This is a genomic window from Paracoccus mutanolyticus (assembly GCF_003285265.1).
Taxonomy (GTDB): Bacteria; Pseudomonadota; Alphaproteobacteria; order Rhodobacterales; family Rhodobacteraceae; genus Paracoccus; species Paracoccus yeei.
In genome coordinates this window covers 2,651,072-2,676,939 of sequence record NZ_CP030239.1, presented here as the reverse complement: position 1 = coordinate 2,676,939, position 25,868 = coordinate 2,651,072, and the positions used below count along the sequence as shown (strand labels likewise).

29 protein-coding genes and 3 pseudogenes are annotated in these 25,868 nt (G+C 69.1%); 12 read left to right on the top strand and 20 right to left on the bottom strand.

Features of this window, described 5'->3' with window-relative positions; all coding sequences use genetic code 11:
- The first annotated feature begins 28 nt into the window (after positions 1-28).
- Both DPM13_RS14440 and DPM13_RS14435 read left to right on the top strand, forming a co-directional pair.
- Positions 29-451, top strand: a complete 423-nt coding sequence (locus tag DPM13_RS14440) for an OsmC family protein (protein ID WP_080622108.1) — start codon at positions 29-31, stop codon at positions 449-451.
- Positions 451-1,287 carry a transglutaminase-like domain-containing protein gene (locus DPM13_RS14435; RefSeq protein ID WP_112888268.1) on the top strand — a complete coding sequence of 279 codons (837 nt, stop codon included), beginning with the start codon at positions 451-453 and terminating at the stop codon, positions 1,285-1,287. Before DPM13_RS14440 ends, DPM13_RS14435 begins: the two co-directional genes overlap by 1 nt.
- Here the strand turns inward: DPM13_RS14435 and DPM13_RS14430 are convergent.
- From DPM13_RS14430 to DPM13_RS27215, 4 genes are all read right to left on the bottom strand, one after another.
- Entirely contained in the window at positions 1,284-2,879 is a 1,596-nt protein-coding gene (locus tag DPM13_RS14430; RefSeq protein WP_028718158.1) for a peptide chain release factor 3, read from the bottom strand. The two genes, DPM13_RS14435 and DPM13_RS14430, sit on opposite strands and share 4 nt — an antisense overlap.
- Before the next feature lie 32 nt (positions 2,880-2,911).
- On the bottom strand, positions 2,912-3,076 hold the full coding sequence (locus DPM13_RS27225; RefSeq protein ID WP_397244661.1) for a hypothetical protein: 165 nt from the start codon (positions 3,074-3,076) through the stop codon (positions 2,912-2,914).
- A 98-nt stretch (positions 3,077-3,174) separates the two neighbouring features.
- Positions 3,175-3,360 (bottom strand): hypothetical protein, encoded by a 186-nt coding sequence (locus DPM13_RS27220; protein WP_397246459.1) that lies wholly within the window; start codon positions 3,358-3,360, stop codon positions 3,175-3,177.
- Complete coding sequence (locus DPM13_RS27215; protein ID WP_223252048.1) at positions 3,341-3,667, bottom strand: NAD(+)/NADH kinase; 327 nt, start codon at positions 3,665-3,667, stop codon at positions 3,341-3,343. The genes DPM13_RS27220 and DPM13_RS27215 overlap by 20 nt, the downstream gene beginning before the upstream one ends.
- Before the next feature lie 143 nt (positions 3,668-3,810).
- On the opposite strand from DPM13_RS27215, the gene glyA reads away from it, so the two are divergent.
- Positions 3,811-5,094: a serine hydroxymethyltransferase gene (gene glyA, locus DPM13_RS14420; RefSeq protein WP_112888267.1), complete on the top strand. Its 1,284-nt coding sequence runs from the start codon at positions 3,811-3,813 to the stop codon at positions 5,092-5,094.
- A 202-nt stretch (positions 5,095-5,296) separates the two neighbouring features.
- The gene (locus DPM13_RS23650) at positions 5,297-5,479 is read left to right on the top strand and encodes a hypothetical protein (RefSeq protein WP_223252047.1); all 183 of its coding nucleotides are present in this window, start codon (positions 5,297-5,299) and stop codon (positions 5,477-5,479) included.
- Between the two features lie 4 nt (positions 5,480-5,483).
- On the opposite strand, the gene DPM13_RS23645 is transcribed toward DPM13_RS23650, so the two are convergent.
- Positions 5,484-5,729, bottom strand: coding sequence for a hypothetical protein (locus DPM13_RS23645; protein ID WP_223252046.1), 246 nt, complete (start codon positions 5,727-5,729; stop codon positions 5,484-5,486).
- A 73-nt stretch (positions 5,730-5,802) separates the two neighbouring features.
- On the opposite strand from DPM13_RS23645, the gene DPM13_RS14410 reads away from it, so the two are divergent.
- Positions 5,803-6,564 carry an alpha/beta fold hydrolase gene (locus DPM13_RS14410; RefSeq protein WP_189654928.1) on the top strand — a complete coding sequence of 254 codons (762 nt, stop codon included), beginning with the start codon at positions 5,803-5,805 and terminating at the stop codon, positions 6,562-6,564.
- Between the two features lie 27 nt (positions 6,565-6,591).
- Here the strand turns inward: DPM13_RS14410 and DPM13_RS14405 are convergent, their stop codons facing one another.
- Positions 6,592-6,894: a hypothetical protein gene (locus DPM13_RS14405; protein ID WP_112888265.1), complete on the bottom strand. Its 303-nt coding sequence runs from the start codon at positions 6,892-6,894 to the stop codon at positions 6,592-6,594.
- 102 nt (positions 6,895-6,996) lie between these two features.
- On the opposite strand from DPM13_RS14405, the gene DPM13_RS14400 reads away from it, so the two are divergent.
- On the top strand, positions 6,997-7,143 hold the full coding sequence (locus DPM13_RS14400; protein ID WP_028718164.1) for an entericidin A/B family lipoprotein: 147 nt from the start codon (positions 6,997-6,999) through the stop codon (positions 7,141-7,143).
- Positions 7,144-7,266: 123 nt separating this feature from the next.
- Here the strand turns inward: DPM13_RS14400 and DPM13_RS14395 are convergent, their stop codons facing one another.
- From DPM13_RS14395 to trxB, 4 genes are all read right to left on the bottom strand, one after another.
- Positions 7,267-8,076: a glycosyltransferase family 2 protein gene (locus DPM13_RS14395; protein WP_112888264.1), complete on the bottom strand. Its 810-nt coding sequence runs from the start codon at positions 8,074-8,076 to the stop codon at positions 7,267-7,269.
- Positions 8,073-8,852 carry a hypothetical protein gene (locus DPM13_RS14390; protein WP_112888263.1) on the bottom strand — a complete coding sequence of 260 codons (780 nt, stop codon included), beginning with the start codon at positions 8,850-8,852 and terminating at the stop codon, positions 8,073-8,075. Before DPM13_RS14390 ends, DPM13_RS14395 begins: the two co-directional genes overlap by 4 nt.
- 90 nt (positions 8,853-8,942) lie before the next feature.
- A complete protein-coding gene (locus tag DPM13_RS14385) occupies positions 8,943-10,634 on the bottom strand; it encodes a bifunctional sulfate adenylyltransferase/adenylylsulfate kinase (RefSeq protein ID WP_112888262.1) in 1,692 nt (563 codons plus the stop codon).
- Between the two features lie 262 nt (positions 10,635-10,896).
- Positions 10,897-11,910 carry a thioredoxin-disulfide reductase gene (trxB, locus tag DPM13_RS14380; RefSeq protein ID WP_112888261.1) on the bottom strand — a complete coding sequence of 338 codons (1,014 nt, stop codon included), beginning with the start codon at positions 11,908-11,910 and terminating at the stop codon, positions 10,897-10,899.
- A gap of 161 nt (positions 11,911-12,071) precedes the next feature.
- Here trxB and DPM13_RS14375 point away from each other — a divergent pair, with 161 nt between their 5' ends.
- Together DPM13_RS14375 and DPM13_RS14370 are read left to right on the top strand one after the other, a co-directional pair.
- Positions 12,072-12,572 carry an Lrp/AsnC family transcriptional regulator gene (locus DPM13_RS14375; protein WP_028718169.1) on the top strand — a complete coding sequence of 167 codons (501 nt, stop codon included), beginning with the start codon at positions 12,072-12,074 and terminating at the stop codon, positions 12,570-12,572.
- Positions 12,573-12,651: 79 nt separating this feature from the next.
- Positions 12,652-13,446, top strand: a complete 795-nt coding sequence (locus DPM13_RS14370) for a glycosyltransferase family 2 protein (protein ID WP_223252045.1) — start codon at positions 12,652-12,654, stop codon at positions 13,444-13,446.
- Positions 13,447-13,544: 98 nt separating this feature from the next.
- Here DPM13_RS14370 and pgeF read toward each other — a convergent pair whose 3' ends face one another.
- From pgeF to lgt, 3 genes and pseudogenes are all read right to left on the bottom strand, one after another.
- The gene (pgeF, locus tag DPM13_RS14365; RefSeq protein WP_112888260.1) at positions 13,545-14,309 is read right to left on the bottom strand and encodes a peptidoglycan editing factor PgeF; all 765 of its coding nucleotides are present in this window, start codon (positions 14,307-14,309) and stop codon (positions 13,545-13,547) included.
- Positions 14,293-15,350 (bottom strand): annotated as a pseudogene (locus tag DPM13_RS14360) (class I SAM-dependent methyltransferase). Before DPM13_RS14360 ends, pgeF begins: the two are co-directional and overlap by 17 nt.
- Positions 15,347-16,224: pseudogene (gene lgt / locus DPM13_RS14355) on the bottom strand (prolipoprotein diacylglyceryl transferase). The pseudogenes DPM13_RS14360 and lgt overlap by 4 nt, the downstream one beginning before the upstream one ends.
- A gap of 110 nt (positions 16,225-16,334) precedes the next feature.
- Between lgt and DPM13_RS14350 the strand changes: the two are divergent.
- A complete protein-coding gene (locus DPM13_RS14350) occupies positions 16,335-16,589 on the top strand; it encodes an accessory factor UbiK family protein (RefSeq protein WP_028718174.1) in 255 nt (84 codons plus the stop codon).
- A gap of 5 nt (positions 16,590-16,594) precedes the next feature.
- On the opposite strand, the gene DPM13_RS14345 is transcribed toward DPM13_RS14350, so the two are convergent.
- Positions 16,595-16,807 carry a DUF6476 family protein gene (locus DPM13_RS14345; RefSeq protein ID WP_262983138.1) on the bottom strand — a complete coding sequence of 71 codons (213 nt, stop codon included), beginning with the start codon at positions 16,805-16,807 and terminating at the stop codon, positions 16,595-16,597.
- Positions 16,808-16,929: 122 nt separating this feature from the next.
- Between DPM13_RS14345 and DPM13_RS14340 the strand changes: the two are divergent.
- The 3 genes and pseudogenes from DPM13_RS14340 (at position 16,930) to DPM13_RS14330 (ending at position 20,086) form a co-directional block, all read left to right on the top strand.
- A pseudogene (locus DPM13_RS14340) lies at positions 16,930-17,944 on the top strand (RluA family pseudouridine synthase).
- 46 nt (positions 17,945-17,990) lie between these two features.
- Positions 17,991-18,896 (top strand): RNA polymerase sigma factor RpoH, encoded by a 906-nt coding sequence (gene rpoH / locus DPM13_RS14335; protein WP_028718177.1) that lies wholly within the window; start codon positions 17,991-17,993, stop codon positions 18,894-18,896.
- Between the two features lie 173 nt (positions 18,897-19,069).
- Positions 19,070-20,086: a hypothetical protein gene (locus DPM13_RS14330; protein WP_112888259.1), complete on the top strand. Its 1,017-nt coding sequence runs from the start codon at positions 19,070-19,072 to the stop codon at positions 20,084-20,086.
- Positions 20,087-20,163: 77 nt separating this feature from the next.
- Here DPM13_RS14330 and DPM13_RS14325 read toward each other — a convergent pair whose 3' ends face one another.
- The 6 genes from DPM13_RS14325 to DPM13_RS14300 all read right to left on the bottom strand — a co-directional run bounded on the left by DPM13_RS14325 (position 20,164) and on the right by DPM13_RS14300 (position 25,748).
- Positions 20,164-21,189 (bottom strand): SPOR domain-containing protein, encoded by a 1,026-nt coding sequence (locus tag DPM13_RS14325; protein ID WP_223252044.1) that lies wholly within the window; start codon positions 21,187-21,189, stop codon positions 20,164-20,166.
- 90 nt (positions 21,190-21,279) lie between these two features.
- The gene (upp, locus tag DPM13_RS14320) at positions 21,280-21,924 is read right to left on the bottom strand and encodes a uracil phosphoribosyltransferase (RefSeq protein ID WP_028718180.1); all 645 of its coding nucleotides are present in this window, start codon (positions 21,922-21,924) and stop codon (positions 21,280-21,282) included.
- Positions 21,921-22,889 carry an adenosine deaminase gene (locus DPM13_RS14315; RefSeq protein WP_112888257.1) on the bottom strand — a complete coding sequence of 323 codons (969 nt, stop codon included), beginning with the start codon at positions 22,887-22,889 and terminating at the stop codon, positions 21,921-21,923. The genes upp and DPM13_RS14315 overlap by 4 nt, the downstream gene beginning before the upstream one ends.
- A complete protein-coding gene (locus DPM13_RS14310) occupies positions 22,886-24,076 on the bottom strand; it encodes a phosphopentomutase (protein ID WP_080622092.1) in 1,191 nt (396 codons plus the stop codon). The genes DPM13_RS14315 and DPM13_RS14310 overlap by 4 nt, the downstream gene beginning before the upstream one ends.
- Positions 24,073-25,356 carry a thymidine phosphorylase gene (locus DPM13_RS14305; protein ID WP_112888256.1) on the bottom strand — a complete coding sequence of 428 codons (1,284 nt, stop codon included), beginning with the start codon at positions 25,354-25,356 and terminating at the stop codon, positions 24,073-24,075. The genes DPM13_RS14310 and DPM13_RS14305 overlap by 4 nt, the downstream gene beginning before the upstream one ends.
- Complete coding sequence (locus DPM13_RS14300) at positions 25,353-25,748, bottom strand: cytidine deaminase (RefSeq protein WP_028718184.1); 396 nt, start codon at positions 25,746-25,748, stop codon at positions 25,353-25,355. Before DPM13_RS14300 ends, DPM13_RS14305 begins: the two co-directional genes overlap by 4 nt.
- Positions 25,749-25,868 lie beyond the last annotated feature (120 nt).

Sequence of the window (25,868 nt, the reverse complement as noted above, 5' to 3'; positions counted from 1 at the left end):
GGGCAATGCATGCATCAAGGAGCTTCCCATGATCACCAACTTTGGCTCGGCGAAATGGCAGGGCGGTCTCAAGGACGGCCAGGGCCAGGTCTCGACCAAGTCGGGCGCGCTCAAGGACCAGCCCTACGGCTTCAAGACCCGGTTCGAGGACGCCCCCGGCACCAACCCCGAGGAACTGATCGGCGCGGCACATGCCGCCTGCTTCAGCATGGCGCTGTCCATGATCCTTGCCGGCGAGGGCGTGACCGATGTGACCATCGAGACGAAATCGACCATCGGGCTGGACAAGGAAGGCGACGGCTTCGCCATCAAGACCGCCCATCTGGAAACCCGCATCTCGGGCAACGGCGACCGCAGCGTGATCGAGGAAGCCGCCCGCAAGGCCGAAAAGAACTGCCCCGTCAGCAAGGTGCTGAACGCCGACATTTCGCTGGATGTGACTGTGGCCTGATGCTGATCCGCTATGGCTATCGCATCACCATAGGCTCGGATCAGCCGCTGCCGCTGGTCACGCTGATGACCGCGCGGCCCGAGCGGCGCCTGGACCTGCGCGCGCCCGAGGTGTTCCGCACCGATCCGGGCGTGCCCTTCTCGGTTCACACCGACATATACGGCAACCTGCGGATGCGGATGACCGCGCCCGCGGGGGACTTCACCCTGGAAAGCGACGCGACCATCGCCGATCATGGGCTTTTCGACCCGGTCTGCCCGGACGCCCAGGAAATGCCCCTCCCTTCGCTGCCGGACGAGGCACTGCACTATCTGACCCCCTCCCGCTATTGCGAGACGGACCTGCTTTACGATGCGGCCTGGCATCATTTCGGCCAGGTGCCGGCCGGCTGGGCCCGGGTCCAGGCAGTCAACGATTTCGTCCATGGGCACCTGCGCTTCAGCTATCCCCAGGCCGACACCTTCCGCACGGCCAAGGGCGCCTATGACAGCGGGCTGGGGGTATGCCGCGACTATGCCCACCTGGCCATCGCCTTCTGCCGGTGCCTGAACATTCCGGCGCGCTATGTCTTTGGCCACCTGGGCGACATCGGCATTCCGGCGCCGCCCGACCCGATGGACTTCTGCGCCTGGATGGAGGTCTGGCTCTCGGGCCGCTGGTGGACCTTCGATCCCCGCAACAACCGCCCGCGCATCGGCCGCATCAAGATCGGCCACGGGCGCGACGCGGCCGATACGCCCATGCTGACCACCTTCGGCGGCCATGTGCTGAAGCATTTCGAGGTCTGGACCGACGAGGTGGACCAGAACGGCAATCTCGTGCCGAACTGGTACTAGACCATCATCTCCTTGGTGGCGGTCAGCCGCAGCTCGGGGTGGTCGCGGCCGACGCGGTCGATGTCCCATTGCAGCCGGGTCAGATAGACCAGGTCGCCGTCATGGTCCTGCGCCATATGGCCCTTGTTCGCCTGGGCGAAGGCCTCGACCTTGTCCTTGGGCCCTGCGACCCAGCGCGCGCTGGTGAACTGGCTGCTTTCGAACCGCACCGGCAGGCCGTATTCGATCTCGATCCGGCTGGCCAGCACCTCGAATTGCAGCGCGCCCACGACGCCGACGATGAAGCCCGAACCGATCATCGGCTTGAAGACCTTGGCCGCGCCTTCCTCGGCGAATTGCATCAGCGCCTTTTCCAGATGCTTGGCCTTCATCGGATCGCCCGCGCGCACGGTCTGCAGCAGTTCGGGCGCGAAACTGGGGATGCCGGTAAAGCGCAGCGCCTCGCCCTCGGTCAGCGCGTCGCCGATGCGCAATTGCCCGTGGTTCGGGATGCCGATGATGTCGCCGGCCCAGGCCTCCTCGGCCAGTTCGCGGTCGGCGGCCAGGAACAGCACCGGGTTCGACACCGCCATCGGCTTTTTCGACCGGACGTGCAGCAGCTTCATCCCCCGCTCGAAATGCCCCGAGGCGAGACGCACGAAGGCCACCCGGTCGCGGTGCTTGGGGTCCATGTTCGCCTGCACCTTGAAGACAAAGCCGGTCACGGGTTTCTCGTCGGGGCTGATCTGGCGCTCGGCGGCGTTCTGCGGCTGCGGCTCGGGACCGAACTCGCCGATGCCCTGCATCAATTCCTTGACGCCGAAGCTGTTGATGGCCGAGCCGAACCAGATCGGCGTCATGTGCCCTTCCAGGAAGGACTTGCGGTCGAAGGCCGGCAGCAGCTCGCGCGCCATCTCAAGCTCGTCGCGCAGCTTCTCCAGCAGGTCGGCGGGGACATGCTCGGCCAGCTTCGGGTCGTCGAGGCCCGAAATCTGCACCGTCTCCGCGACCTTGTTGCGGTCCGCGCGGTCCATGATCTCCAGCCGGTCGTTAAGCAGGTCATAGGCACCGATGAAGTCGCGCCCCATGCCGATCGGCCAGCTGACGGGGGCCACGTCGATGGCCAGGTTCTCCTGGATCTCGTCGATGATCTCGAAAGTGTCGCGGCTTTCGCGGTCCATCTTGTTGCAGAAGGTCAGGATCGGCAGGTCGCGCAGGCGGCAGACCTCGAACAGCTTGCGGGTCTGGCTTTCCACCCCCTTGGCCCCGTCGATGACCATGATCGCAGCGTCCACCGCGGTCAGGGTGCGATAGGTGTCCTCGGAAAAATCGCTGTGGCCGGGCGTGTCCACCAGATTGAAACGATAGGGCCCGAACTCGAACGACATCGCCGAGGCCGAGACCGAGATGCCGCGGTCCTGCTCCATCTTCATGAAGTCCGACCGCGTGCGCCGCGCCTCGCCCTTGGCGCGGACCTGGCCGGCCATCTGGATCGCGCCGCCGAACAGCAGGAACTTCTCGGTCAGCGTCGTCTTGCCGGCGTCCGGGTGCGAGATGATCGCGAAGGTCCGGCGGCGGGCGATTTCGGGGGGCAGGACGGGTTGGTTGCTCATGGCCGGGCGTTTACCCCGGCCGGGCGCCAGCCTCAAACGAATTGTTCGCGCATCAGCCGTTCCTCCAGCCCGTGGCCGGGGTCGAACAGCAGCCGGTGGCTGATCGAGGTCTCGGTGCGGATCTCGACCCACAGGACGGAATCGACGCCCCGCGAATCGGCGTCGGCCATGACCGGGCGCTTGTCGGGTTCCAGCACGTCGAACCGCAGCGTGGCGGTGCTGGGCAGGATGGCGCCGCGCCAGCGCCGGGGGCGGAAGGCGGCAATCGCGGTCAGCGCAAGCCCTTCGACCTTCTTCAGAGGCAGGACGGCCCGTCAACGCCATAGACATAGCAGGTGCGTTGGCCGTTGGCTGTTACCGAAAGCGGGCGGTTCCCGCCGTCATAGGTCATGACCTTGCCGTTCAGCCCGGTCGTCATCTCGGGGTCGAACCAGATCGTCAGCGAGCCACGGCTGAGCGCTTCATTGATGGCCGGGCGCATGTTCGTGCCCATCGGTGGTGCCCGCGGTCATCGCCAGCGGGTTCACCGCCGTTTCCTCGGCCGCCGCAATGCGGGCGGGCAGCCCCGCCTCGGAATAGCTGTTCATCAGAAAACCCACGGTGCCCCGGTTCATGCCATAGACCGGCAGGCCGCGGTTCTGGTGCATCACCGACAGCATCAGCCCGTCGCCGCCCAGCGCCACGATCACCTCGGCCTCGCGCAGGGGGACATGGCCATAGCGTTCCGACAGCCGTTCGGCGGCGGTGACGGCGGCTTCGGTGCTGCTGGCGATGAAGTGCATTTTCATGCCCGCCATCATGGCCGCCGCGGGGCCGGGCGCAAGTCCCCCCGCGCACGGGATAATCTTCCGCCCGGCCGTCGCATCCGTCCTAGCGGGGCGGGCGGAAAGGCGCTAGAAGGCCGGCAAGCCGCTTTTTGCATGAGGACCAGATGACCGACACCGGATTCTTCACCGAGACGCTGGACAGCCGCGACCCCGAAATCTTCGGCGCCATCCGCAAGGAACTGGGCCGCCAGCGCGAGGAAATCGAACTGATCGCCTCGGAAAACATCGTCTCCAAGGCGGTGCTCGAGGCGCAGGGCTCGGTCCTGACCAACAAATACGCCGAAGGCTATCCGGGCAAGCGCTACTATGGCGGCTGCCAGTATGTCGACATCGTCGAAGACCTGGCGATCGAACGCGCGAAGAAGCTGTTCGGCTGCGGCTTCGCCAACGTGCAGCCGAACTCGGGCAGCCAGATGAACCAGGCGGTGTTCCTGGCGCTTCTGCAGCCGGGCGACACCTTCATGGGCCTGGACCTGAACTCGGGCGGGCACCTGACGCATGGCTCGCCGGTGAACATGTCGGGCAAGTGGTTCAACGTCGTCAGCTACGGCGTGCGCCAGCAGGACCAACTGACAGGACATGGACGACACCGCAAGAAGGCGCTGGAGCACAAGCCCAAGCTGATCGTCGCCGGCGGCACCGCATACAGCCGCGTCTGGGACTGGGCCGCCTTCCGTGCCATCGCCGATGAGGTCGGCGCCTATCTGATGGTCGACATGGCCCATATCGCGGGCCTGGTCGCGGGCGGCCAGCACCCCTCGCCCCTGCCCCACGCCCATGTGGTGACGACGACCACGCACAAGTCCCTGCGCGGCCCGCGCGGCGGCATGGTGCTGACGAACGACGAAGGCATCGCGAAAAAGATCAACTCGGCGGTGTTCCCCGGCCTGCAGGGCGGCCCGCTGATGCATGTGATCGCCGCCAAGGCGGTGGCGTTCAAGGAGGCGCTGGAGCCTTCGTTCAAGGACTATGCCGCGCAGGTGGTCAAGAACGCCCAGGCCATGGCCGACGAGCTGATGAAGGGCGGCATCGACATCGTGTCGGGCGGCACCGACAACCACCTGTGCCTCGCGGACCTGCGCCCGAAGGGCGTGACCGGCAAGGCGACCGAGTCGGCGCTGGGCCGCGCCCACATCACCTGCAACAAGAACGGCGTCCCCTTCGACCCGGAAAAACCCTTCGTGACCTCGGGCATCCGCCTGGGCGCCCCCGCCGGCACCACCCGCGGCTTCGGCGAGGAGGAGTTCCGCCAGATCGCCCGCTGGATCGTCGAGGTCGTCGATGGCCTGGCCGCGAATGGCGAGGCAGGCAATGCCGAGGTCGAGGCCAAGGTGAAATCCGAGGTCGAGGCCCTCTGCGCCCGCTTCCCGCTGTATAACGGCATGTGATCCCGTGCGGCGCGGTCCCGCCGGGTTCGCGCCGCACCCCGGAAAAGCGCCTCATGCGCCCCCGTCGAGGGGGCCATGAGCCGCGGCGGCCCTGCCGCCGATCCTCGCCCTGTGACACCGGCACCGGCATTGCGGCGCGACCCACAGGTACGCGGCGGGTGAAACAGAGCCTCCGCTCCTGTCCGGCGCAGAGGACGCATCCGTGGCCAGACGGACGCGGACAAGCGCCAGTACGGGCGCTGCTTCCTATGCCGGCAACAGCCCGCGCGCGGTCATCAGCCAGACCATCAGCGCGCCCAGCAGCATCAGCCCCATCACGATGCTGGCCGCGATGCCCGCGGCGCGGCTGCGCAGCCGCGCGCCCTGCCCCAGCGGGCGCAGATAGGCGGTCAGCGCCCGGTGCGCGCGGCATAGCGGGTCCGGTCGACCTGACGGGCCAGGCGCGGATGGCCGGCCAGCCGGTCGACCTCGGCCATGAACCGGGCCTCGCGCCGCAGCCTGCGCGGCAGGGCGCCGCCGCGCTTGCGCATCATGCTGTCCAGATCGGCCTGCTGGCCGCGCTTGAGCCCGCCAAAGCGCGCCGCCATCAGGCTTGCCACCTCGTCGGCCTTCGGCCGGATCTCGTCGATGCCCATGCCGGTCCCCCCTTCGACTTCGAACCTACCCCCTCTGGCGCCCGTTCGCCAGTGGCGCTAGGGTCGCGCCATGATGCTGAACATGACGACGATGGGCGAGACTTCGGACCAGCCCCCGGTGCTGCTGGCGCATGGGCTGTTCGGATCGGGCAAGAACCTGGGCGGGCTGGCCCGCAGGCTGGCGGCGACGCGGCGCGTGGTCTCGGTCGACATGCGCAACCACGGCGACAGCCCCCAGGACCCCGACCACTCCTACCCGGCCCTGGCCCGCGACCTTGCCGAGGTGATCGCGGCGCAGGGCGGTCAGGCGGATGTCCTGGGCCATTCGATGGGCGGCAAGGCCGCGATGATGCTGGCGCTGAGCCATCCCGCGCTGGTGCGTCGGCTGGTCGCCTGGACATCGCGCCCTATGGCTACGAACAGCCAGACCGACCTGATCGATGCGATGGAGGCGCTGGACCTGACCGGCCTGCGCCTGCGCTCGGAAGCCGACGCCCGGCTGGCCCGGCAGGTCGCCGAACCCGGCGTGCGCGCCTTCCTGCTGCAATCGCTGGACCTGAAATCCGATCCTCCGCGCTGGAAGCTGAACCTGCCCGCGCTGCGCGACCAGATGCCCCTGCTGGTCGGCTGGCCCGAGGCGCCGCGCGCCCGCTTCGACGGTCCCGTCCTGTTCCTGGCCGGCGCGCAGTCGACCTATTGCCGCGAGCCGCAGGTCGAGGCGATCCGCGCCTTCTTCCCGCAGGCCAGGATCCGGTTCATGGCCGGCGCAGGGCACTGGCTGCACGCCGACCGCCCTGCCGAGGTGGCGGACGCAGTGGCCGATTTCCTGGGCTGACCTGCGGCGGGACGGCCCGAGAAATACTCAGCAGCCCAGCGTCACCCGCGCCTCTCCGGTGTCGCCGGGAATGCGCGTGACCAGGCTGCCCGGGACGGGGCGGCAGCCGGTGGCTTGGGCCGCGGCCTGCATCATCAGTTCCGGCACCGGCGCGCGCGCGGCCCGCGACAGATAGCCCAGGCGGATCACCTCGGCCTCGGCGCCCTTGTGAAAGACGGCAAAGCGGATGCCGTCCAGCGTGACATCGTGGCGCGCGGCGCCAATGAAGCCCGGCGCCGGAGAGGCGCAGGCGCAAAGCAGCAACAGGGGAATCAGGCTCAGGATCTGCATGGCGCCAGCATGGCGGCAAATCCTTAACGAAAGCCTAAACCCGGCCCGGAACCCGAGGGCCGGCAAGACGTTGTTCCGGCAACCCAAACCAGGAGCTTGACGATGAACCGTATCCTGAAACTGTCGCCCATCCTTGCCCTCATGGCGCTGGCCGCCTGCGAGACCGTCCAGGGGGCCGGCCGCGACATGCAGGCCGCCGGCACCGCCGTTTCGCGCGAAAGCCGCGAGGTGCAGTCCCAAGGCCTGTGACGCCCCGGTCGGAAAGCTGCAAGCCGCGCGCCGTCAGGACGGCTGCGCGGCTTTTCCGTTCTAGGCCGGCGCACAAAGACGGATCAATGCGCCTGCGCCCGCCCTCAAGCGCGCGGACCACGGTCAGGATGCGGGCCAGCCGTAATGTCCCAGCATTGCCGCGACCGCACGGTCGTTGCCGTCGCCCGCCAGATTGGTGCTTCGCAGGTTCTGTTCCTGCGTGCCCGGCCATTCCACGATGCGAAAGCGATGGCCGATCTTTTCCGGCCGCGAACCACACAGCCGGTGCATCCAGTAAAGCCAGACATCGTCAGCCGAAGGCGCCAGCGCCTGGAACAGTCGGGCATCGGTCACATCGGAATGGAACACATCGGGCGCGTAAAGCACGCCGCCAACGCCGGTCGGGAACACCAGCGGCCCGGCCTGCGGCTGCGTCAGGTTGCGCCGCCAGTCGCCATAGGCCAATGGGCGGCCGTCCCGCAACGCAACCCGATGCGCCCGATGCGCCACCACGCCCGCGCCGGCACGCGCCACCAGCCCGGCCAGCCAGTCGGGACCGTAATAGACGTCGTCATCGGCGGTGACGATATGGGCATCGGGAAAGGCCAGCACCGCCGGCACGATCTTCTTGTAGCTGCGCCAAGCCGGACAGACCCGCACCTCGACGGGCAGGTTGGTCACCTCGGCCGGCAAACGCGCGTCATCGCCGTCATCCAGCCACAAGACCACCCGGTCGGCAGCCACGCTTTGCGCAAGAAGCGAGCGCAGCACCAGATGCAGCCGGGCAAAGCGCGGCGGATGGCTGGTCAGGCTGATGACCAGCGGCGTCGTCAAACCATGCGGACGGGGCGTGCCGCTGCGGGCGCGGATCTCGGCCTCGGCGGCACGGACGCGGCGCGCCTGCTTCCAGGCCCGGAATGCGTCCGAGATCATCCCTGCCAGGCCCGGCGCAGCCAGTCGATCTTGCCGATCCGGCGATACCACGTGCTACCGCGCCCGGAAAAGACATCCTCCATCTTCGGCGCGCCGGCGAACAGGACGATCTTGGCCCCCTCGGGCAGGCTTGGGTCCTTGAAATAGCTCAGCAGGTTATAGGGCACGCAATCGTTCTTGAAGCTGACGCACCAGCCCTTGGGCCAATAATGCAGATGGCCATGGGCGGCCAGTTGCGCGCTTTGAAACTGCTGGCTGATCTCGTACGTCGTGGTCGCGGCCTTCGGGTCGGCCAGATAAGCATCCAGAATGTAGGCATGCTCGCCAACAACATAGCGAAAAACCGAGCTGTTGCCGACCGAATGCAGGAACCGGTCGCGCTGTGGATTGATCCGGCGCAGCGGCTTGGCGCGGAACAGATCGTCGTCGCGGATAATGAAATAGTCCCCCGGCAGGTCGAAGAACGGGCCCAGGTCGTCCAACACCACCAGGTCCAGGTCCAGAAACAGCGCCGTCGCGCCTGCAAACCCGCTCAGGTCGGCGCGAAACAGCGCAAGCTTGCGCCAGCGCGTGTCCGTGCTGCCCTCGGCCAAGCCCAGTTCCGGCAGCGGCATCGCCTCGACGCCCGGCTCCAGCCCGGCGGGGTCGTCGGTGAAGCAGACGAAGCGGTGCGGCCGCGCCAGATGGCGGCGGACCTGCGCATGCAGCCGGTTCACGTCCTCGGCCCCGTAGAGCGTGCCCCATTTCATGGTCAGGATCAGAACAGGCTCGGTCATCCCAGTCACCTCATGGCTCGCGGCCCGCGATAAGAAAGGGGGCCGCCCCGGTCAACGCCCGAGCGGCCCCCGCCGTTCACAGCCCAGCGATCACTGCAGGCCGATCAGGCCCATCTGCTCCAGCTTCAGCAGCACCTGATGGGCGGCGTGATCGACGTCATAGCCCTCGGTCTGGATGCGCAGCTCGGGGTTCGCGGGTTCCTCGTAGGGGTCCGAGATGCCGGTGAACTCCTTGATCTTGCCTTCGCGGGCCAGCTTGTAGAGGCCCTTGCGGTCGCGCCGCTCGCATTCCTCAAGGCTGGTCGCGACATGCACCTCGATGAAGGCCCCGCCGGCCTCGACCATCTCGCGCACCGCGCGCCGCGTCGCGGTATAGGGCGCGATGGGGGCGCAGATCGCGATGCCGCCGTTCTTGGTGATCTCGGACGCGACATAGCCGATGCGCTTGATGTTGATGTCGCGGTGCTCCTTGCTGAAGCCCAGCTCCGAGGACAGGTGCTTGCGCACCACGTCGCCGTCCAGCAGCGTGACCGGACGCCCGCCCAGCTCCATCAGCTTGACCATCAGCGCGTTGGCGATGGTCGACTTGCCCGAGCCCGACAGCCCGGTGAAGAACACCGTGAAGCCCTGCTTGCCCCGCGGCGGCGAGGTGCGGCGCAGCTGCTCGACCACCTCGGGGAAGCTGAACCACTCGGGGATTTCCAGCCCTTCGCGCAGGCGGCGGCGCAGTTCGGTGCCCGAGATGTTCAGGACGGTCCGCCCTCCTCGATCTCGTCGGCTTGGCTTATCGGTCAGGAACCGAAGCGGATACTTTCGTGCCCATTTGTTCGTGGCCGCAGCATCGTTGCAGCCCATGAGGTCGGCACCGTCCAGACGGTAGAAGTCCTGCCCGTCATCATAGCCGGGGCCGGCATGGTCGCGGCCGACGATCATGTGGGTCAGGCCGTGGTTGCGGCGGATGATGCCGTGCCAGACCGCCTCGCGTGGGCCGCCCATGCGCATCGCCAGGTTCAGCAGCGACAGGTGGGTGGTCGCGGCCGGATACTTGTCCAGCACCGCCTCATAGCAGCGCACGCGGGTGAAATGGTCCACGTCGCCCGGCTTGGTCATGCCGACGACCGGGTGGATCAGCAGGTTGGCCTGGGCCTCGCGCGCGGCGCGGAAGGTCAGCTCCTGGTGGGCGCGGTGCAGCGGGTTGCGGGTCTGGAACGCAACGATGCGGCGCCAGCCCAGCTTGCGGAAATAGGCCCGCAGCTCGTTCGGGGTGTCGCGGCGGCCGCGGAAATCGTAATGCGTCGGCGGCTGGATGCCGGTCACCGGACCGCCCAGATAGACCGGGCCCGCCACGTTGTGCAGGTAGTTCACGGACGGATGCGCCAGGTCGTCGGCGCCGAACACCTTCTCGGCCTCAAGGCTCTTGTTCGGGGTCCACTTGTCGGTGACCGACAGGATCGCCAGGATGACGCCTTCCTGGTCGCGCAGCGCGATATCCTGGCCCGGCTCGATCTTGTCGGCGAAGTCCTGGCTGACGTCCAGGTTGATCGGCATCGGCCACAGCGCGCCGCTGGTCAGGTGCATGTTGTCCAGGACGCCTTCGTAATCGGCCTGGGTCAGGAAGCCCTTCAGCGGATGAAAGCCGCCGTTCATCAGCAGCTCCAGGTCGCAGATCTGGCGCGGGGTCAGATCCCAGGACAGCATGTTGCCGGCCTCGGCCTTCAGCTTCTGCGCGGATTCGGCGCTGACGTAAAGTTCCGGGATCGGGGCGAGGTTCGGCAAGGTCATCGGCTCACTCGACATTGGGGAAGGGGCGCGGCCCCCTTCGTTCGCAATACATGCGGGCGCTTCGGCCCGGTCATGGGCTGCCCCTTAGCCGGGCGCGATTGGGGTTTCAACAGAAGGTTCGGTGAATTTTGCCGGTTCTGTCCCATTTCGGCCATGCCTTGCCGGGGGTTGGCCGGAACTGCCTTTCGGCCCGTCCCGGCGGCCCCGGTTCAGCTTTCCCCGGCGGCGGTCCGGCAGGGAACGAAATCCCCGCCCGCCCCCATCAAGCGGGAATTTCCGCCCCTTCTGGGTTCGGCGCCCCCGCCATCGCATGTTCGGCAAGCCAGCGCTCGGCATCCAGCGCCGCCATGCAGCCCATGCCCGCGCTGGTGACCGCCTGGCGATAGATGTGGTCGGTCAGGTCGCCCGCCGCGAACACGCCGGGAATCGAGGTCCGCGTGCTGCCCGGCTCGACCTTCACATAGCCGCCGTTGTGCAGCTCCAGCTGGTCCCGCACCAGCTCCGAGGCCGGGGCATGGCCGATCGCGACAAAGACCCCGTCCGCCGGCACCACCCGCTCCTCGCCCGTGGCGACATGCCGCACCCGGACGCCGGTCACGCCCAGGGGCGCGGTCGTGCCCTCGACCTCGGCCAGCTGGTGGTTCCACAGCACCTCGACCTTCGGATGCCGGAACAGCCGCTCCTGCAGGATCTTCTCGGCCCGCAGGCTGTCGCGGCGGTGGATCAGCGTCACCTTGCTGGCGAAATTGGTCAGGAACAGCGCCTCCTCGACGGCCGTGTTGCCGCCGCCCAGCACCACGACCTCGCGCCCGCGATAGAAGAACCCGTCGCAGGTCGCGCAGGCCGAGACGCCGAAGCCCTTGAACTTCTCCTCGCTCTCAAGCCCCAGCCAGCGGGCCTGCGCGCCGGTGGCCAGGATCACCGCATCCGCCGTCACCCGCGCGCCCGAGTCGAGCTCCGCGACAAAGGACCGCGCCTTCAGGTCCAGCCGCACCACCGTGTCGACGAAGATGCGCGCCCCCATGGCCTTGGCATGGGCCTCCATCCGCACCATCAGGTCGGGGCCCTGCACCTGCGTCTCGCCCGGCCAGTTCTCGACCTCGGTGGTGATGGTCAGCTGGCCGCCCGGCTGCATCCCCTGGATCAGCACCGGCTCCAGCATGGCGCGCGCGGCATAGACGGCGGCGGTGTAGCCGGCCGGCCCCGAGCCCACGATCAAAAGCCGGGTGTGGGCGGGCAGGACGGCGTCGGCGATTTCGGCGGGCACATGCGACATGGATCTGGACCTTTTTCGTTGCGGGCCCTAGGTAATCACCCCCGCCCGTTCATGCAATCCACCCCGCATCCGCGGCGCGGGCGGAAAGAATATTGCGCAAACAGGCCCGGCAAGATAGCGTCCGGCAAGGTTTTCGGCCCAGAAGGGCCCCAGAGGAATGAATGAGCGGCAATCGACTGGACGACATCGACCGTAAGATCCTTGCGGAACTGCAGGCGGATGGCCGGATGACGAATGTCGAACTGGCGCGCCGCGTCGGCATCTCGGCGCCGCCCTGCCTGCGCCGCGTCCGCGCGCTCGAAGAGGCGGGCTACATCCGCGGCTACCACGCCGAGATCGACGCCCGCGAGCTGGGGTTCGAGGTGCAGGTCTTTGCCATGGTCCGCCTGCTCAGCCAGTCCGAACGCGACCTTTCCGCCTTCGAGGCGCTGGCCCGCGGCTGGCCCCTGGTCCGCGAATGCCACATGCTGAACGGCGAGATCGACTTCATCCTGAAATGCGTGGCCCCCGACCTGCCAAGCTTCCAGCGCTTCCTGACCGAAAGCCTGACCGCCGCCCCGAACGTGGCCTCGGTCAAGACGTCCCTGGTCATCCGCTGCGCCAAGGACGAGCCGGGCGTGCCGTTCACCGTCGTCGAGGACCGGGCGGCGGCGTTGGGGTGACGCCTCCCACTTTGTCAGCCATCCGTCAGCCAGCGCGTGCTAGTGCGCGTTACCTTGTCTTTCCCTGTGGTTGGTTTCCTTGCCGCTTATCGTCACGCTATCCTCGATCCCGCCGCGTTTTTCCGAGCTTGGCCCGACACTGACCTCGATCCTGCGCCAAAGGGTGGCGCCCGACCAGGTGCGGCTTTACATCCCGCGCGCCTATCGCCGCTTTCCCGACTGGGACGGAACGCTGCCGCAGGTGCCGGCCGGCGTCGCGATCCACCGCTGCGACCAGGACTTCGGCCCGGCGACCAAGATCCTGCCGGCGGTGCGCGACTTTTCCGGACAGGCGGTCGAGCTGCTGCTCTGCGACGACGACCGGCTTTACGACCGCGAATGGACCGCGCGTTTCCTGTCCGCACGCCGCGCCCACCCCGATTGCGTGATCGCCGAGGCCGGCCGCTTTGTCCCCGGCTACGACGCCACCCCCTTGCCCCGCGCCACGCCCCGGCGCAAGGACTGGCGCTATCGGCTGCGCCGCGCGCTGTCGCTGGGCCGGTGGCGGCCGTTGCCCTGGACCGGATCGGGCCATGTCGACGTGTTCAAGGGCTATGGCGGCGCGCTGCTGCGCCCCGAGTTCCTGCCCGAGCGCGCCTTCGACATTCCCGACCTCTTGTGGACGGTGGACGATCCCTGGCTGTCAGGCTGCCTGGCCATGAACGGAGTCAGGATCTGGCTGAATGCCGAAGGACGGCACCCGCGCGAACAGCGCAATGCCCGCCGCGACGCGCTGCTGGACTTTGCCCTGGCCGGCCGGGGCCGGGGCGACGCGAACGGCGTCTGCTTCGACTGGTTCCGCCAGTACATGGGCATCTGGGGCGCGCCCGAATGACGGACGCCCCCCGGTGCACTGCCCGGTGTACGCCTGTCACCCCCCGTTTTTTAAGCAACATCAAGTCCTTGCCGAACCGCGCCCGGCCCCGGCAGCCGTCACAACGCGATCACGGAAATCAGCCGCCCGTAATCGACTTCGTGCAGATGCGTGCTGCGGCGATAGGAATAGAAGCGGTCGGGGTCGGAATAGGTGCAATGCCGCGTCCACTCGGCCTCGACGCCCGCGTCGCGCAGCCGCGACAGGCCGAAGCCCGGCAGGTCGAACATCGGCCTCCCGTTCGGCCCGCCCGAGAAAAACCGCTGGTAATCAGGGTCTTCGGCCAGGACCTCATCCATGAACTCCTCGCCGACCTCATAGGCACGCTGGCTGATGCAGGGACCGATGACCGCGCGGATGCGGGTGGCGCCCAGGTCCGTCATGGCGCCCACCGCCGCCTCGATCACCCCCGACAGCGCGCCGCGCCAGCCCGCATGCACCGCACCGATGACGCCCGCATCGGCATCCGCCAGCAGGATCGGCTGGCAATCGGCGGTCAGCACGGCCAGCGCGACCCCCGGCTGGTCGGTAACGATGGCATCGGCGCGAACTTTCGCCAGATCAAGGGCTTGGGCCGCGTCCTTGAGGACGGCGACCTCGGCCGAATGGGTCTGGTGGACGGTCGCCAGCCGGTCATGCGGCACGCCGATGGCGTCGGCGACCCGGCCCCGGTTGATCGCGACGATCTCGCCCTGATCGCTGGAGCCGAAGCCGCAGTTCAGCCCGGAAAACAGCCCGGACGAGGCGCCGCCCCGCCGCGTGAAAAAGCCGTGGCGCACCGGCGCCAGCAGCGGATGGGTCAGGATTTCAAGCGAGGTCTGCATTGGGCTCCAAAGCTTCGAAACCGGGCGGCACCGGGGCCTGGGGCGCCCAGAACGCCAGAACTTTGAACAACTGACCCATTTCCTCGGGCGCGGTCAAGCGATGAAGCGCGGCCATCGCGCCCGCGTCGCCCGCGCGCGCCAGCCGCTCGGCCCGCTGCCCGATGCCAAGGCGCAACAGCCATTCGCCCTGTGCTATCATGCGCGAAACCCGGGCGCCCGCCGCCTGCCCCGCCAAAGCCAAGGGCTTGAAATCGACATGCGCCGTCAGATCCGCCTCTCCGGGATTGTCCAGCACGCCTTCGGGGCGGTGGCGGCGCAGCGCCTGAAAGGTGTCTCCGCGCCCGTCCCAGGTGCCGTAATCCAGCAGGATCGCGCAGCCGCCATGCGCCGCGATCCGGCCCGCGATCTCCGCGACGATGGGCAGCGCCTCGGGGCAGGTCTCGCGCACTTCGCCCAAGGGCGCGTTGGGCCCAGCTGCGGCGCGGCAAGGCCCAGCGCCAGCCGGCCCTGCGGGTCCAGCGCCACGATACGCTCGGCCCAGCCTTCCTTCGTGCGCTGGACCTGCCGGATCGGAAGCGCGTCGAAGAACTCATTTGCGATCAGAAACAACGGATTGTCAGGAATATCTGAAGCACTTTCAAGGTGCGTGACCGGACCCAGACGGTCGCGCTGGACGCCGCGCAGATGGGGCGAGGCCTCGATCAGCACCACCTCGGCCGCTTCGCGCATGCCCGGCACCACGCGGATCGCGCGCAGGACATCGGCCATCAGCGTGCCCCGGCCCGGCCCGATCTCGGCCAGCGTGAAGGGTGCCGGCCGGCCCTGGTCCAGCCAGGCCTGGGCCAGCGCCAGCCCCAGCATTTCTCCGAACATCTGGCTGATTTCCGGCGCCGTGGTAAAGTCGCCCGCCGCCCCGAAAGGATCGCGCGTCGCGTAATAGCCGTGCTCGGGATGCAGCAGGCACAGCCGCATGTATTCGTCCAGCCGCAGCGGTCCCGACAGCCGGATCCGCGCCGCGATCAGACGCGCCAGGGGCGTCATGCGACGGCGGCGCGACGCCGCGCCATCAGCACGAAACCCAATCCGATCAGGATCATGGGCAAGGACAGAAGCTGGCCCATGCTGAGCCCCCAGACCGGCCCGCCGATCACATGGCCCAGCGGATTGCCCGCGGTGATGAACTGCGCGTCGGCCTGGCGAAAGAACTCGACGACAAAGCGCGACAGGCCATAGCCCGCCAGGAACACCCCCAGCGCCAGTCCCGGCCGGCGCAGCGCGCCCCGCCGGATCAGCAGGAACAGGACGGCGGCCAGCACCACGCCCTCCAGCCCCGCCTCGTAGAGCTGGCTCGGGTGGCGGGCGCAAAGCCCTGAAACGCCGGGACAATCCTGCGCCGCCTCGCCAGGAAAGATGACCCCCCAAGGCAGGTCGGTCGGTCGGCCCCAAAGCTCGGCGTTGATGAAGTTCGCCACCCGGCCCAGACCCAGCCCGATGGGCGTGGCCACCGCCAGCGCGTCGGCCAGTCCCAGCGCCGGCACGCCATGGCGCCGGCAATAGATCCTGGCCGCGACTACGACCCCCAGAAAGCCGCCGTGAAAGGACATGCCGCCCTGCCACAGCTTCAGGATCTGGCCCGGATTGGCCAGGTAATAGCCCGGTTCATAGAACAGCACGAAGCCCAGCCGCCCGCCCAGGACGACGCCCAGGACGACCCAGGTCAGCAGCTCCTCGGCCTGTTCGGGGCGCATCGGCGCGCGCCCGCCCCACAGCGCGGGGCGGCGCATCAGCCCCACGATGATGCGCCAGCCGACGATCAGCCCGACCAGAAGGCCAGCGCATACCAGCGCAGCGAAAACGACAGGCCGAACAGATGGATGGTGAAAATCTCGGGCGAAATCTGGGGGAAGGGGATCATGGGGTCCTCGTTTCGCGGGTGCCGGCCGGGGCCGCGCGGGGTCCGTCGGCAATTGAACCGCCGCGCCCCAAGGGCCATATAGGGCGGGACCCGAAACCGAAAGGCCCGCCATGAACGCGAACAACCGTTTCTTCGACGATCTCTCGAAATTGATGACCAATGCCATGGGCGTGGCGCAGGGCGCCAAGGACGAGGCGCAGACCGCCTTCAACAGCTGGATCGACCGCTGGCTGGCCGAGCGCGACTTCGTCACCCGCGAGGAATTCGAGGCGGTGCGCGAGATGGCGATCAAGGCCCGGGCCGAGAACGCAGAGCTGCGCGCCGAGATCGAGGCGCTGAAGGGCACCGCCCAGCCCGGCGCCTGACCCCGTCAGGGCGCCACCCTGTCGCGCAGCTGGCCCTGGCGGTCGTAAAGCAGCACCTCGCCCGCCTCGGTCACGACCACGATCCAGTCGCGGGCGAAGGTGACGGCGGCCGGCGCGGCCCCCGCCGGCAGCGTGATGGCTTCGGGCAGGTCCGGCAGCACGGGCGCGGACAGGCGCAGCCACAGCAGCGCCACGATGGCCATGATCCCCAAGCCCATCACCACGGCCAGCGCGGTGACCAGATCCGCAGCCAGCGCAGCATCGGCAGCGCTTCCGCAACCTCCGCTTCGGCCTTATCATCGCGCGCCATGCCTGAAATCCTTATCCATATTCCCGAAGGCTGTCCGACCGGCTTGATAAGGCGCTTGCCGCCCTGGCGCCAGAGGACGCTGCCCTGTCGCGCTCGCGCCTGGCGCGGCTGATCGCCGATGGCGCGGTCACCGGCCCCGCCGGCCCCGTCGCCGACGGCAAGGCCCGCGCCCTGCCCGGCGCCTACAGCGTGCAGATCGGCCCGCCCGAGACGCTGGAAACCCTGCCCGAGTGCGATTCCGCTGTCCATCGCCTATGAGGACGCGGACCTGATCGTCGTCGACAAGCCCGCCGGCATGGTCGTCCACCCCGCCCCCGGCGCGCCCTCGGGGACGCTGGTGAACGCGCTGCTGGCGCATTGCGCCGACAGCCTGTCGGGGATCGGCGGCGCGGCCCGGCCGGGCATCGTGCACCGCATCGACAAGGACACGTCGGGCCTGCTGGTCGTGGCCAAGACCGACCGCGCGCATCAGGGGCTGGCGCGCCAGTTCGCCGACCACTCCGCGCATCGCCGCTATCTGGCGCTGGCGCATGGGGTGATCGACCCGGCCGACCAGCGGCTGCGCGGCCTGCCCGGCCTGGGCTTCGAGCCGGGCGGCACGCTGCGCATCGCCACCCTGCTGGGCCGCCACCCGACCGACCGCCAGCGCCAGGCCGTCAGCTTCGAACGCGGGCGCCATGCGGTCACGCGGGCGCGGATGCTGGAAAGCTTCGGCACCCCGCCCCAGGCGATGCTGGTCGAATGCCGTCTGGAAACCGGCCGCACGCATCAGATCCGGGTCCATATGGCCCATGCCGGGCTGGGGCTGCTGGGCGATCCGACCTATGGCGGGAACCGCAGGCCCTCGGTCCGTGCGCTGGGGGCGGATGCGGCGGCAGCCATCGCAGCCTTTCCCCGCCAGGCGCTCCATGCCGCCGAACTGGGCTTTCTGCATCCGGTCAGCGGCGAGCGCCTGGCCTTTTCCAGTCCCCTGCCCCCTGATATGGCCACGCTGGTGGCCCGGTTGCGGGGTGGGGCTTCCATCCCGGAACCATCGGCGCGATGATCGCGTTTTCGAACACCCCCCAAGGCGCGGGACAGGGTTAGACATCATGGCAAGCTACGAAAATCTTCCGGCCCCCAGCCCGGAACAGGGCCTTAACCGCTACTTGCAGGAAATCCGCAAGTTCCCTCTTCTGGAACCAGAGGAGGAATACATGCTGGCCAAGGCCTGGGCCGACCACCAGGACCCCGAGGCGGCCCAGAAGCTCGTGACCAGCCACCTGCGGCTGGCCGCCAAGATCGCCATGGGCTATCGCGGCTATGGCCTGCCCCAGGCCGAGGTGATCTCCGAGGCGAACGTCGGCCTGATGCAGGCGGTCAAGCGCTTTGACCCAGAACGCGGATTCCGGCTTGCGACCTATGCGATGTGGTGGATCCGCGCCTCGATCCAGGAATACATCTTGCGGTCCTGGTCGCTGGTCAAGATGGGCACGACCAGCGCGCAGAAGAAGCTGTTCTTCAACCTGCGCAAGGCGAAATCCAAGCTGGGCGCGCTTGAGGAAGGCGACCTGCGCCCCGAGAACGTCGCCCAGATCGCCAACGACCTGAACGTCAGCGAACAGGAAGTCATCGACATGAACCGCCGCCTGTCGGGGGGCGATGCCTCGCTGAACGCGACGGTGGGCTCGGGCGACGGGGAATCGACCGCGCAATGGCAGGACTGGCTTGAGGACGACAGCGCCAACCAGGCCGAGGCCTTTGCCGAGGCCGACGAACTGTCGGCCCGCCGCGAGATGCTGATGGCGGCGATGGATGTGCTGAACGACCGCGAAAAGGACATCCTGATGGAGCGCCGCCTGCGCGACGACCCAATGACGCTGGAGGATCTGTCCGCGCGCTACAACGTCTCGCGCGAGCGGATCCGCCAGATCGAGGTCCGGGCCTTTGAAAAGCTGCAGAACCGCATCCGCGACCTGGCGCGCGAACGCGGCATGGCGGTGCCGGAAACCGCCTGACGGCCCATGCGCTCTGCCCGGTGCCGGACGCGTTCGGCACTGGACAAGCCGGCAAAGATCGGTCTTTTTCAAAGTGAAGGGCGGGACGGACGCTCGGCTGTGGCACTCCCTTTGCGGGGCGGGCTTTCCCGGCCGGCGCGCGGATCCGGGCAGCGGGGGAACGCGGCGCAAGGATGACGGCGCTTGAGCAATATCAGCGACTCGAGGCGACGGGGCTGTGGCAGGACGGGCCGGATGTCCCGTTGTGCGACGTCATCGTGTCGTTCGGGGACGCGACGCTGATCCTGAGCGATCCGCGCACCGATACGCCGCTGGCGCATTGGTCGCTGCCCGCCGTCACCCGTCTGAACCCCGGCGACCACCCCGCCCGCTATGCCCCGGGCGAGATGGACGTGGAATGGCTGGAGGTCGAGGACGAGCTGATGATCTCGGCCATCGACAAGGTCCACCGCGCGATCGAGGCGAGCAAGCCCCCCTCGGGGCGCCTGCGGAACGTGCTGATGCTGACGGCGGCGGCGGCGATGGTGCTGGCCGGGGTGTTCTGGGTTCCGCCTGCCCTGGTGCGCCATGCCGCCGACGTGGCGCCGCCCGCCCAGCGGGCCGAGATCGGGCGCCTGATCCTGTCCGACATCGAGAAGGTGACCGGCAGCGCCTGTTCGCGCCCGGCGGGCGACATGGTCCGCCACAAGCTGGCCGCGCGGCTGATCGGTCCGGACGCCGACATCGCGATCCTGCCCGCAACCCTGCGCGGCGCCCGCCGCCTGCCCGGCCCGGTTACCGTCATCGGCGAGGACCTGATCGAGGGCCAGGTCACGCCCGAGGTCGCGGCCGGCCATATCCTGGCCGCCCAGGCGGCCGCCAATGCGCAGGACCCGCTGCTGCAGGCCCTGCGCTATGCCGGGGCGCGCGCGACCTTTCACCTGCTGACCAAGGGCACCTTGCCCGCCGCCGCGCTGTCGGGCTATGGCGCGCGGCTGCTGGCCGATCCGCCCCCGCGTCCGGACGACGAGGCCTTGCTGGGTTATTTCGCCCGCGCCTCCGTCTCCAGCGAACCCTATGCCCGCTCGCTGGACCCGACCGGAGAGGCGGTCCTGGGCCTGATCGAGGCCGACCCCTTCCGCACCGCCGAGCCGAAGCCGGTGCTGGGCGACCGCGACTGGATCGCCCTGCAGGAAATCTGCGATCAATAGGCCGATGCCCAGGCCGGGCGGGGGAATCGGTTGATGCGCTCGGGCGACATGGCGCAGACGCGCGATGGCGACGCCACCTAGCGCGCCACCGCTGCGGCGAACCCTGCCCTGCGCAGCCGGTTCAGGGCGCGGACGATGGCCTCGCGGGTGTCGAAGGGGCCGGCAAGCAGCGTGGCGCTGTCGCGCCCCGTGCCGCGCAGGACGGGATAGCCCAGGGCCGCGGCGCGCCGGGCGGCCCGCTCGGCCTGGGCGGGGTCGGGGAAACGGCCAAGCTGAACGTAACGCGCGGTCGCCGGGATCATCTCGGCCCCCTGCACCTTGGCGGGGGGGCGGGCCGGCGGCCCGGCTTCGCGGCAACCCGCGGTCCGGGTGCCGGCTTTTCGGCGGCGGCCGCCCGCGCGGTGGGCGATCCGGGCGGCAGGTCGGCACGCCTGGCTTCCCGGGGGATGCGGGCGGCTGCGGGGTGGTCGCGGCTCGGTCCCGGCGGAGGCGGTGGCGTCGGCGATCTCTCCGACCGGGCGGGCAAAGGCCAGCCGCGACAGGTCCGAGGCCGGCAGCGCCCCGCAATACCCCTGCGTCGGATCGTGGCCCAGCCCCTCTTTCTGCGGGGCGGGTTCGTCGTCATAGCCCAGCAGCCGGCACAGGCGGCGGTTCGGCTCGATGTCCCGGCTCATCTCCTCGCGCACCATAGGGGCGGCGTGCAGCGCAGATTTCAAGGCGTCAAGGGGGGCCACTGGCGCGGGTTCGGGGCCCATGTCGGGCAGCGTTTCCAGCGGGCGCGGGTCGCTGGCCAGCTCGCCCGCCTGCAGGTTCCCGGTCACGACACGGGCCAGCCTTTCCTCAAGCAGTTGCGCACGGGTCTTGCCCGCATCGGGGTCGAGCGCGCGCAGCCGGGGCCGACCGCCCGCCCCCCGCGCCGACAGCGTCGGGGGATAGCCGCAGACCGCAGTTCCGTCGCGGGACCGCCGCGCGGTCCAAGTGCCTTCGGCATCGCGCAGAAAGACGCAACCCCTGCTGTCGATATACTGCCGCCCGGCGAAATCCGCCGGAGGCGGCTCGGCCGGACCCTGGTCCAGCGCGACGGCGGCGGCCGGCGCGACCACCCAGAAAACCAGCCAAAGCAGCAACGCCCGCATAAAGCCCCCAGAATCGCCTTGCGCGGTTCTTGATAGGGCAGCGGCCTGAACAAGCCGTTAACGCGTCCCGAACATCCGGTCCCCCGCATCGCCTAGGCCGGGCACGATATAGCCGTGGTCGTCCAGCCGCTCGTCCAGCGCGGCGGTGACGATGGGCACATCCGGATGCGCGTCGCGCATCCGCCGGACCCCTTCGGGCGCGGCCAGCAGGCACAGGAAGCGCAGGTTGCGCGCGCCTTCGCGTTTGAGCAGGTCGATGGCCGCGACCGAGGAGTTGCCGGTGGCCAGCATCGGGTCGACCACGATGGTCATGCGCGCGTCCAGTTCCTTGGGAACCTTGCAGTAATACTGCACGGGCTGCAGCGTCTCGGGGTCGCGGTAAAGGCCCACGAAGCCCACCCGTGCCGCCGGGATCAGTTCCAGGATGCCGTCCATCAGCCCGTTCCCGGCCCGCAGGATCGAGATCAGCGCCAGCTTTTTCCCCTCGAGCGTCGGGGCCTGCATGGTCGTCAGCGGCGTTTCGACGGTGATCGTGGTCATCTCCAGCTCGCGCGTGACTTCATAGGCCAGAAGCAGGCTGATTTCGCGCAGCAGGCGCCGGAAGCTGGCGGTCGAGGTGGTCTTGTCGCGCATCAGCGTCAGCTTGTGCTGGACCAGGGGATGATCGACGACGGTCAGGTGGCGGGGGTCGGGGGATGTCATGCAAGCTCCTTTTTCAGGCGGGTCCGGGTGTCTTCGTCGCAGAAAGCGGCCTCGACGGCCCAAAGGTTCATCTGCCGGAATTCGCTTTCGCCCCAGCCGAAGGTTTCGGCAAGCCGGTCATATTCCCGCGACAGGCTGGTCTGGAAGAACGGCGGATCGTCGGTCGAGACGGTGACGCGCACGCTCGCGTCCGCCAGCCGGGCGATGGGATGGGTCTGCCAGTCCCGCACCACCTGCAACGCGATGTTCGAGCCCGGGCAGACCTCGAGCGTCACGCCCTTGTCGGCCAGATAGCGCACCAGTGCCGGGTCCTCGATGGCGCGGATGCCGTGGCCGATGCGACTGACGCCCAGTTCCAGCGCGCCGCGGATGCTGTCGGGACCGCAGAATTCGCCGGCATGGGCGGTCAGACCCAGCTGCGCCTCGCGCGCGCAATCAAAGGCCCAGGCATAGTCTCGCGCTTCGCCCACGTCCTCGGCCCCCGCAAGGCCCAGGCCCGCGACCCAGCCGCCGCCGGTTTCCGCCGCGCAGATCGCCGTGCGCTTGGCGCGGTCGGGGCCAAGGTGGCGGATGCAGGTCAGGATGGCGCGGCTTTCGACGCCCGACAGGGCATAGGTTCGGGCGACCTCCTCCATCGCGCCCAGATAATCGCGCCAGGCGGACAGGTCGCCACCGCCGCAGAACTCGGGCGAGACGAAAAGCTCGGCATAGACCACGCCCTGTTCGCCGCATTCCGACAGCACGGCCGACAGCAGCCGGGCATAGTCAGCGGGGGTTTCCATGACGCCGGAGATGGCATCGTAGACCTTGAGGAAATCCTTGAACCGGCGCAGCCGGTATTGGCCGCGATGGTCGAAGACCCCGGACAGGTCATGGCCCTTTTCCGCCGCCAGGCCGCGGACGAAGGCGGGGGGTGCCGCGCCTTCGATATGCAGGTGAAGCTCGACCTTCTTCAGGGATTTCACAGGAACGATACTCCGGGACCAAGGGGGGAAAGGCCAAGATGGGCGGCGACCGAGGCGCCGATATCGGCAAAGCCGACCAGCCCGACGGGGCGCAGGCCATAGCCCCAGCCCAGCACCGGCACGCGTTCGCGGGTATGGTCGGTGCCGCGCCAGCTGGGGTCGTTGCCGTGGTCGGCGGTGAAGATCGCCAGATCGCCGGGCCGCAGCCGGGCCATGACCTGGCCGGCCACGCCATCGAACCATTCCAGCGCCGCCGCATAGCCCGCAATGTCGCGGCGATGGCCATAGAGGCTGTCGAATTCCACGAAATTGGCGAATGTCAGGCTGCCGGGCTCGGCCTCGTCGGCCAGGCGGATCAGATGCCCGGCCAGGTCCGCATCCGACTTGCCCTTGTGCAGATGGTCGATGCCGCGATGGGAAAAGATGTCGCCGATCTTGCCGATGGCATGGGTGGCGCGCCCCGCCGCCTGCGCCGCATCCAGGATCGTCGTTCCGGGCGGCGCGATGGCATAGTCGCGGCGGTTCGGCGTGCGGCGGAAATCCCCCGCCGTCCCGACGAAGGGACGGGCGATCACCCGGCCCACCCGCATCGGATGGACCAGCGCCGCCACGTCCCGGCACAGGCGGTAAAGCCGCTCCAGCCCGAAGGCGTCCTCATGCGCGGCGATCTGCAGCACGGAATCCTGCGAGGTGTAGCAGATCGGCCAGCCGGTCCGCAGATGCTCGGCCCCCAGCCGCTCGATGATCTCGGTCCCCGAGGCGTGCTCGTCGCCCAGGATGCCCCCGGTCCCCGCCGCGCGGGCAATGGCGGCGGACAGGTCGGGGGGAAAGCTGGGGCGCGTGTCGGGAAAGTAGTGCCAGTCCCAGGGCACCGGCACGCCCGCGATTTCCCAATGCCCCGAGGGCGTGTCCTTGCCGCGCGACACCTCGGTCGCGGCGCCCCACAGGCCCTGCGGCGCGGCGCCAAGGCCCGGCGCCGCGACGCCGCTGGCCAGCCGGATCGCGGCCCCCAGCCCAAGGCGGTCCAGATTCGGCATCGCCAGCGGCCGGGCCTGCGCGATATGGGCCAATGTATTCGCGCCGGTGTCGGGCAGCCCCGCGTTGGAATAGCAATCGGCGTCGGGCGCGCCGCCGATGCCGACGGAATCCATCACGATCAGGAAGGCACGGCACTCTGCGGGGTTCATCGGGGCGCGACCTCGCTTTGGACCAGGGGACCGGCGGCGGGTCCGTCGCCCAGCAGATAGGCGGCCTGAACGGTCGCGACGGCAGCCTCGGCCGCAGCCTCGGACGCGGCATGGACAAGGGCCAGCGGGCGGCCGTCACCCGCCTCTTCGCCGATGCGCAGCAGGTCGGAGAGGCCCACGCGCGGGTCGATCCGGTCGCCCGCGCGCAGCCGGCCGCCACCCAGGGCGACGACGGCGTGACCCAGGGCCTCGGTGTCGATGGCGGCAACGCGGCCCTGCGCGGGGACGGGACGGATCACCGGTGCGGGCGGCAGGTGGCGGTCCGGGTTCTCCAGCAGGTCCGCGGGCCCGCCCTGTGCCGCGACCATGCGGGCGAACCGTTCGGCGGCATGGCCCGAGGCCAGCGCCTCGGCCGCGCCCGACAGGCTCGCAAGGGACAGGCAGGCGTCCGACAGGGCCAGCGACAGGTCGCGCAGCGCGCCCGATCCGCCCCGCAGGACGGTAATCGCCTGGCGCAGTTCCAATGCATTGCCGGCGGCGCGGGCCAGCGGCTGGTCCATGTCCGTGACCAGCGCCCGGGCGGGACAGCCCGCGGCAGTCGCGGTATCGACCAGCGCCTGGGCCAGGGCGCGCGCCGCGCCGGGGCTGCGCAGAAAGGCGCCGCTGCCCTGCTTGACGTCCAGGACCAGCCCGTCCAGCCCCGCCGCCAGTTTCTTCGACAGGATCGAGGCCACGATCAGATCGACCGAGCCCACCGTCGCGCTTTCGTCTCGGACCGCGTAAAGCCGGGCATCGGCCGGGGCCAGGTCGGGGCCCGCGCCCACGATGGCGCAGCCCGCATCCGCGACGACGCGACGGAGCGCATCCTCGGGCAGGTCACAGCGAAAGCCGGGGATCGCCTCGAGCTTGTCGAGCGTACCGCCCGTGTGACCCAGGCCCCGCCCCGAGATCATCGGCACATAGGCGCCGCAAGCCGCCAGCACCGGCGCCAGGATCAGGCTGACCGTATCGCCGATGCCGCCGGTGGAATGCTTGTCCAGCACCGGCCCCGGCAGGTCCCAGCGCAGCACCCGGCCGGAATCGCGCATGGCCAGAGTCAGGGCCAGCCGCCCGGCACCGTCCAGGCCGCGCAGCAGCACCGCCATGGCAAAGGCGCCGGCCTGCGCGTCGCTCATCCCGCCCTGGGCCAGGCCTCGCGCGACCAAGGCAGCGCCGGCGGGGTCCAGCCCCCGCCCGTCCCGCACGGCAGCGATCACCGGGCGCGGATCGGCTGGCGTCATTCCAGACCCGACATATGCGCGACCTGAAACCGACCGGGCAGCAATTCGCCGATCGTGGTGGCCAGCGTCGCGCCGGCGGTCGTCGCCAGCAGGACCGGCGTGTCAGAACGGCCGAATTCGGCCAGTTTCTGCCGGCAGCCGCCGCAGGGGGGCACGGGGCTGGGGCTGTCGGCGATTACCGCGACCTCGACCAGCTCGGTCTCGCCGCTGGCGACCATCAGGGCGATGGCGCCCGCCTCGGCGCAGGTGCCTTCGGGATAGGCCACGTTTTCCACGTTGCAGCCGTGATAGATGGCCCCGGACGCCCCGCGCACCGCCGCCCCCACCTTGAACTTCGAATAGGGCACATAGGCCCGTTCCCGCACCGCGCGCGCCGCATCCAGAAGCGTCATTGGCCAGACCTTCGCCCCGCTGTTACCCTGCCGTCGCATCATCGCCGGCCCACCCCGGTGATGCAAGTCCGCCGACGGAAACGAGGCCCCTGTTCCCCGTCGAAAAATTAGTTTAACGCT

What these genes read in the sequence shown, in the direction of transcription:
- DPM13_RS14440 (WP_080622108.1), top strand. Translation starts at nt 29, where the DNA reads ATGATCACCAACTTTGGCTCGGCGAAATGGCAGGGCGGTCTCAAGGAC.
- DPM13_RS14405 (WP_112888265.1), bottom strand. Translation starts at nt 6,894, where the DNA reads ATGCAGATCCTGAGCCTGATTCCCCTGTTGCTGCTTTGCGCCTGCGCC.
- DPM13_RS27220 (WP_397246459.1), bottom strand. Translation starts at nt 3,360, where the DNA reads ATGCGCCCGGCCATCAATGAAGCGCTCAGCCGTGGCTCGCTGACGATC.
- DPM13_RS23645 (WP_223252046.1), bottom strand. Translation starts at nt 5,729, where the DNA reads ATGGGCATCGACGAGATCCGGCCGAAGGCCGACGAGGTGGCAAGCCTG.
- DPM13_RS14410 (WP_189654928.1), top strand. Translation starts at nt 5,803, where the DNA reads ATGCTGAACATGACGACGATGGGCGAGACTTCGGACCAGCCCCCGGTG.
- DPM13_RS14305 (WP_112888256.1), bottom strand. Translation starts at nt 25,356, where the DNA reads ATGACGCCAGCCGATCCGCGCCCGGTGATCGCTGCCGTGCGGGACGGG.
- upp (WP_028718180.1), bottom strand. Translation starts at nt 21,924, where the DNA reads ATGACATCCCCCGACCCCCGCCACCTGACCGTCGTCGATCATCCCCTG.
- glyA (WP_112888267.1), top strand. Translation starts at nt 3,811, where the DNA reads ATGACCGACACCGGATTCTTCACCGAGACGCTGGACAGCCGCGACCCC.
- DPM13_RS14375 (WP_028718169.1), top strand. Translation starts at nt 12,072, where the DNA reads ATGAGCGGCAATCGACTGGACGACATCGACCGTAAGATCCTTGCGGAA.
- DPM13_RS14300 (WP_028718184.1), bottom strand. Translation starts at nt 25,748, where the DNA reads ATGACGCTTCTGGATGCGGCGCGCGCGGTGCGGGAACGGGCCTATGTG.
- DPM13_RS14395 (WP_112888264.1), bottom strand. Translation starts at nt 8,076, where the DNA reads ATGATCTCGGACGCATTCCGGGCCTGGAAGCAGGCGCGCCGCGTCCGT.
- DPM13_RS14390 (WP_112888263.1), bottom strand. Translation starts at nt 8,852, where the DNA reads ATGACCGAGCCTGTTCTGATCCTGACCATGAAATGGGGCACGCTCTAC.
- DPM13_RS14350 (WP_028718174.1), top strand. Translation starts at nt 16,335, where the DNA reads ATGAACGCGAACAACCGTTTCTTCGACGATCTCTCGAAATTGATGACC.
- DPM13_RS27215 (WP_223252048.1), bottom strand. Translation starts at nt 3,667, where the DNA reads ATGAAAATGCACTTCATCGCCAGCAGCACCGAAGCCGCCGTCACCGCC.
- DPM13_RS14330 (WP_112888259.1), top strand. Translation starts at nt 19,070, where the DNA reads ATGACGGCGCTTGAGCAATATCAGCGACTCGAGGCGACGGGGCTGTGG.
- DPM13_RS14385 (WP_112888262.1), bottom strand. Translation starts at nt 10,634, where the DNA reads ATGACCTTGCCGAACCTCGCCCCGATCCCGGAACTTTACGTCAGCGCC.
- pgeF (WP_112888260.1), bottom strand. Translation starts at nt 14,309, where the DNA reads ATGCAGACCTCGCTTGAAATCCTGACCCATCCGCTGCTGGCGCCGGTG.
- DPM13_RS14310 (WP_080622092.1), bottom strand. Translation starts at nt 24,076, where the DNA reads ATGAACCCCGCAGAGTGCCGTGCCTTCCTGATCGTGATGGATTCCGTC.
- DPM13_RS14345 (WP_262983138.1), bottom strand. Translation starts at nt 16,807, where the DNA reads ATGGGCTTGGGGATCATGGCCATCGTGGCGCTGCTGTGGCTGCGCCTG.
- rpoH (WP_028718177.1), top strand. Translation starts at nt 17,991, where the DNA reads ATGGCAAGCTACGAAAATCTTCCGGCCCCCAGCCCGGAACAGGGCCTT.
- DPM13_RS14435 (WP_112888268.1), top strand. Translation starts at nt 451, where the DNA reads ATGCTGATCCGCTATGGCTATCGCATCACCATAGGCTCGGATCAGCCG.
- DPM13_RS14400 (WP_028718164.1), top strand. Translation starts at nt 6,997, where the DNA reads ATGAACCGTATCCTGAAACTGTCGCCCATCCTTGCCCTCATGGCGCTG.
- DPM13_RS14430 (WP_028718158.1), bottom strand. Translation starts at nt 2,879, where the DNA reads ATGAGCAACCAACCCGTCCTGCCCCCCGAAATCGCCCGCCGCCGGACC.
- trxB (WP_112888261.1), bottom strand. Translation starts at nt 11,910, where the DNA reads ATGTCGCATGTGCCCGCCGAAATCGCCGACGCCGTCCTGCCCGCCCAC.